The sequence below is a fragment of the Endozoicomonas atrinae genome, assembly GCF_001647025.1.
Classification (GTDB): domain Bacteria; phylum Pseudomonadota; class Gammaproteobacteria; order Pseudomonadales; family Endozoicomonadaceae; genus Endozoicomonas; species Endozoicomonas atrinae.
In genome coordinates, this window is record NZ_LUKQ02000309.1 from 1 (window position 1) to 5427 (window position 5427).

General features: G+C 52.3%; 4 protein-coding genes. All 4 read left to right on the forward strand.

The genetic code is table 11. The annotated features are described in order from the left end of the window. Nucleotides 1-172 precede the first annotated feature (172 nt). Entirely contained in the window at nt 173-313 is a 141-nt protein-coding gene (locus tag AK963_RS33585; protein ID WP_175404635.1) for a hypothetical protein, read from the forward strand. A gap of 80 nt (nt 314-393) precedes the next feature. Beyond that, the gene (locus AK963_RS24945) at nt 394-3795 is read left to right on the forward strand and encodes an LPD38 domain-containing protein (protein WP_066018096.1); all 3402 of its coding nucleotides are present in this window, start codon (nt 394-396) and stop codon (nt 3793-3795) included. Nucleotides 3796-4033: 238 nt separating this feature from the next. Continuing rightward, entirely contained in the window at nt 4034-4294 is a 261-nt protein-coding gene (locus AK963_RS32455; protein ID WP_139117647.1) for a COG3415 family protein, read from the forward strand. After that, nucleotides 4291-5145: an IS630 family transposase gene (locus tag AK963_RS24950; protein ID WP_066018097.1), complete on the forward strand. Its 855-nt coding sequence runs from the start codon at nt 4291-4293 to the stop codon at nt 5143-5145. The genes AK963_RS32455 and AK963_RS24950 overlap by 4 nt, the downstream gene beginning before the upstream one ends. Nucleotides 5146-5427 lie beyond the last annotated feature (282 nt).

Sequence of the window (5427 nt, forward strand, 5' to 3'; positions counted from 1 at the left end):
TGCATCGTGAAAGTTTTCAGGAAAATCGGGAGTTTTAGGCATGACATTAACGGGATGAACAACAGGCTATTTAAAGTATAAAGGCAATCGCAGAATTCGTGACATATTTTGAAAATGAAATTGGTATAATGCGCCCCTGAAAGAGAGCTGGCCCAACCTGGTGATGAAACGGATGATCCGCCACGCAGCCGAAAACGGCTTTGACCGGATCGCCTGGAGCAGTGCCGCACAGCAGGTGGAACGGTATCCAAGTCTTGGGCAGGTGGTAGAGCAGATGAAGGTATCCCCCAGTTTACCCACGAAGGCCGACTGACCCATGTCACCTTAACGATCAAAAACCGGAACGGCAGCAACCGCAGAGAGCACATTGCGGAAGAGCGGCTGGACGCTTATGTGGGTCATCGTCTGGGAGCGAAAATACGGGAGGACAGCCACTCCGTCTATGAATCCCTGCAAGAAGAGCGCAGTCGATGGTCCACCGAGCAGGATAACGACGATCAGCAGAACCGCTGGTTTACCCGCGATACCAACGGTGAGGCCCTGCATTCATCAGACGGTTCGCTGCTCTATTACGACACACAGGGCATGGCTGATCAGGATCTGGACCGGCTGGTCTTCGCGGAGCACAGCGCCGACTTTACCCTGGAGAATCTGGACGAACTGATGGGCGACGGTGCCAGGGGGATGCGAGAGTTCTACGACAAGCGTCTGGCCAACTACATGAAGAAGTACACCAAAAAGTGGGGAGCAACGCTGGAGCCTGTCGAGATCCATTTCAACGGCTCGCAGTACCCTTATGACACCAGGCCCGATAAAGTCTGGTCGGTGACTGTCACCGACAAAATGCGGGATTCGGTACTGAAAGATGGTCAGCCGTTGTTTGCTTTGAAAGATAATAAAAAAGCAAAACAGGATAATGTTCCCCGCTATTCCCTGAAAGACCTCCCCGACGATGTGCAGTCCGTGATCAACGACATCCACGGCGGCATTGCCCCGAAAGCGTGGCACGACCGGTTGCGGGAGTGGTGGGAAGCCAAACCGCTGAAGGAGCATATCAAGCGCGGATTGCTGCACGTCAATCAGGGCGTTTTCACCGATGCCGCCATTATCGAAAAGCAGGAGAAGCTGCTGAACGATGGCAAACTGATGGACGCCACGGTATCTGCCAGTAAAGCCGTTTACCTGGCTCGCAATCTCGATAACGTGACCGATGCCACCTTCCATAAAGGCACCCCGATGCTGAAAGAGGGCAGCATTGTTATCAAGCCGGGCAGCAAGGGATTGTTTGAACTGCTGAAGCCAGTCACCGAGCGTGATGAGCTGGCCATCTGGGAGGTTTACGAAGGCAGCCACCGGGCGCAGCGAATTATGGAGGAAGACAAGGCGGCCAGGGCCAAAGGCAATCAGTTGCTGGCTCAGGGGCAGGCACTGAAAGAAACGCTGGATGCCGTAGCACCGGATGAATATCCCGGTGGTCGTACCGGTTGGAATCGTGACCGCAGGCAGATGGAGAAAGACCTGAAGCTGGGCAAGGAACTGAGCCAGCAGAACCGGGAAAACCTGTACGACCAGAAAAAGATCGACATCATTCAGAACTGGGTGCATACCCAGCCGGAACTGGCGAAGCGGTTCAAGCAGGTGATGGACGATTACCAGCAGCACAACCGTGACCTGCTGGACTTTATGGAGGCCGCCGGCACCCTCGACAGGGAACAGCGCAAGCTGTTCGTTACCGGCGACTATATCCCGTTCAACCGAATACACGACCTGGAATACCAGGAAGAGAGCCAGCGGTTTATTCGACCTAAAAAAGGACTCGGCGGACAAACCTCCGGTATTCAACGATTGAAAGGAGGTGTGGAAAAGATCGCGCCACTGGAAGCGATGGTGCGCAATAACCGTTCCATGCTCGATGCGGCCCTGAAAAACATCGCACAGCAACGGGTCATCGACAACGCCCTGCAACTGGGTGCCGTGGAAAAAATAGAGAGTGCCATTACCGTTACCGACGACGATGTGAAGGACGTCCTTCAGGGGATCGGCGTCAGTACCGACCTGACCCCAGCGCAGATGCGCGGCTGGAAGTCGCTGATGGCAAAATACGAAACCCTGAAAGGGACCACCAGTGTCTCGCGGGGTGGCAAGCTGGAAACCTACGCGGTGGATGATCCATTGCTGCTGGCCTCCATTCAGGACATCGGGCCAGAGCTGCACAGCGGCTTTATGAAACTGGTGGGCATTCCCAGCCAAATAGTCCGACGCGGTGTCACGGCGATGCCTGCCTACTGGTTCCGAAACCTGACCCGGGATACGCTCTCGACGGCAGTGCATATTGCCCCGGAGGTGAACGGCAAGGTCGTGGGCATGAACCCGCTGGCCGGTGCCATTCGTGGTTTCAGAAAGTCACTGGATGACGATGACTCCCTGTGGGCGATGAAAATGGCGGGAGGCAGCAGTAGCAGCGGTCACTACCGGAGCAACTACAACAATATCCGTAAGAAGCTATCCCCAGCAGAACAAAAACGTATCCTGAGCACGCCCAGCAAACTGATCGACTTCTGGGACAGCATTGGCGCACGGTTTGAGGACTCCAACCGGCTGCACGTCTTTGAACGGGTGAAAGAGGCCGGTGGTTCAACGGCGGAAGCCGCCTATCAGTCACTGGATGTGATGAACTTTACCCGCAAAGGCCAGTGGGGTGTTGTCCGGTTCCTGACCCAATCCATCCAGTTCACCAACAGTTTGCTTCAGGGAGTGAACCGCATGTGGCGAGGTGTGAAGCCTGGTGATGAACTGCACTGGAGCACCTTTTCCGGTGAAGTGCTGACGCGGGGGCTGATGTACGGCTATGCCTCCTGGCTGCTGGTGCGACTGTTTGAAGACGATGAGCGTTACCAACAGCTCAGCACCGACGAAAAAGTAGCTTACCACCACTTCTGGATCGGTGATGGTGAAGACGGTCATTTTAGAATCCCCAAGCCGTTTGAGGTGGGGCATATCTTTGCCACCATCCCGGAGTTCCTGTGGCAGGGCATGATGGGCCATGAGGATGCCAAGTGGACAAAGGATGCCATGCTGACTTTGGGAATGGCGATGTTCAATCTGGAATCCACGCCCATACCGCAGTTTATCAAACCGATCTGGGAAGTGGGTGAGAACCGCGACCGCTTCCGTGACCGGGATATTGTGCCCATCAGCTTGCAGCACCTGAAGCCGGAAGCACAGTACGATCCGTACACCAGCGAGACGCTAAAGGAACTGGTGAAGTTCATTCCTGAAGGCGCACCGGACTGGATGCGATCCCCGAAAAAACTGGAGCATCTGTTGAAAGGCTATTTCAATGCCTTTGCCACAGGAACCCTGGCGGTGACCGATGCGGTTACCCGACATCTGACCGGTGCCGGGGAAAAGCCCGCCTGGAACAAACAGGACTACCCGGTGGTCGGTTCGTTCTTTGGTGATCGCATCAAAGGCAGCACCCGTTACACCAACGAGCTGTATGAGGTGAACAAGGACGTGAATGCCATTGCTTCATCCATCAAGCACTATCAGGAAACCGGGGAAACCCAGCGAGCTAAAGAACTGGAACAGTCAGCCAGTGCCAGACTGAAAAACAAGGCCGGGCTCAATAAGGCCAGCCGGGAGATCAGCAAGCTGCGCAGGGAAGTCCGCAAAGTGATGGAAGACCGGATCATGGATCGTCATACCAAGCGGGAAAGGCTCGACCGGCTGAATCGGCAGATTAATCAGATCGCTACTAATGCTGTAAAGCGCTATCAGCAGCCGTTTCGATAGTTAACCGTCCAAACACAAAGTCTTAGTCGCACCTTTTTAGGTGCTACTACCGATTTCAGTTGCAGGCTGTTTTCAATAGGATGCATCCGTCCTCACGGAAGAGGCGCTGTTCCTAATTAAACCCCAGCCAGCTTGAGAACCGTATTTTTACAGTTCGCACAGGTTTCAGTTCGCTATATCCTAACTGACAGATAAGAGTCCATCGGTAAAATACCGTAATTTTTGTCGGTACTAATTTTTGCTGAAAGTTCTCTGTACACAATGGGAACAAACTCCAGAATGCCTTCTGGCACAATCTATTCAGGCTTCCCATGCCAGAACCCGCGAACGTTTCTCTGCGTTGTACCAGGTGGTCAAAGGCTGTTCCCCCGTTGCAGTGGCCAAAGGGCTGGGGCGTCGCCATGATACGGTGACCGGATGGATTAACAAATACAACCGCAATGGCCCGGGCTCTATGGTGTATCGGCGTACAGGTGGCCACCCCCCTTTTGTCGAGTGATCGGTGGAGCGGTTGCGGGGATTATAGACCTTGCTCTTGAACAGGCGGCTTCACAGGAGCGCCCTCAGCATTTTGTCAGGTGGACCCTGAAAACGCTCGCAGACTGGTGTTACAAGACGTTTGCTGTCCGTTTCAGTCGTGAGACTCTTAGACAGGTCTTGAAACGTCAGGGTTACTCATGGAAAAAAGCCAAAAAATTATTGAACAAAGCCGACTCGGCCTTACGGTCCGCATTTCTTGAGCAGCTGAAACCACTGTTGGAGAAGGCGACCCGGCAAGAGCGTCTTCTGGTTTATATTGATGAAGCTCATATTCATCAGGATACTGATATAGGTTATGGCTGGTCTCGCAAGGGTAAACGCTTCTGGGTTAGCTCCAATTCGCCGGGGCTGGCTGCCAAAATCAGCTTTTATGGTATTTACTACTTTAATGATGGTCAGGTCAGGATCTGGCCTTACCCGAGTGGCCGCAAAGAGCATACTGTGAATGTGCTTGAGCGTATTCGTCAGGAAAAGCCGGAGGGGGCGATTGACCTTATCTGGGACGGTGCCTCCTGGCATACGGCTAAATTAGTACAGGAAGCTGGTAAACGACTGAACATCAATATTATCCAAATGCCATCCTATAGTCCGGACTTTATGCCAGTAGAGGCTCTTTGGCGCTGGTTGCGTGAAGACGTAACCTATCATCACTACTATGCAACAGCAGAAGCCCTTTTGCAGGCAGTTAATGAATTTACTGCTCGAATTAATCAAAATCCAATGATCATTGCAGACCGATTGTGGGTGAAAGATTCCCTTATTGACGAAGAGGAAATTTTAAGGGTCAGAAAGCAACCGAAGCTCGAATAAAGCTCCGGTTTTCAAAATGGTTGGGGTTTAACCATGTTTCTTGGGGCACAGTTTACCTACTGTGAATTTTGCAGAGAAAATCTTATCTCACGGGCTTTAGGGTCCGTTTTTTTTGCAAAGACGGTTTATGTCGAATTAAAAATGAGACGCTAAAATACGGGAATGTAATTTAAATTGTGTAAACGCTTGTCGTTAATACTCCAAAATGGAGAATAACAATGAGCGTTGAAATCAACGAAAAACTGGTAGATCAAATAGCCAGTCAGATTAAAACTCAGGATG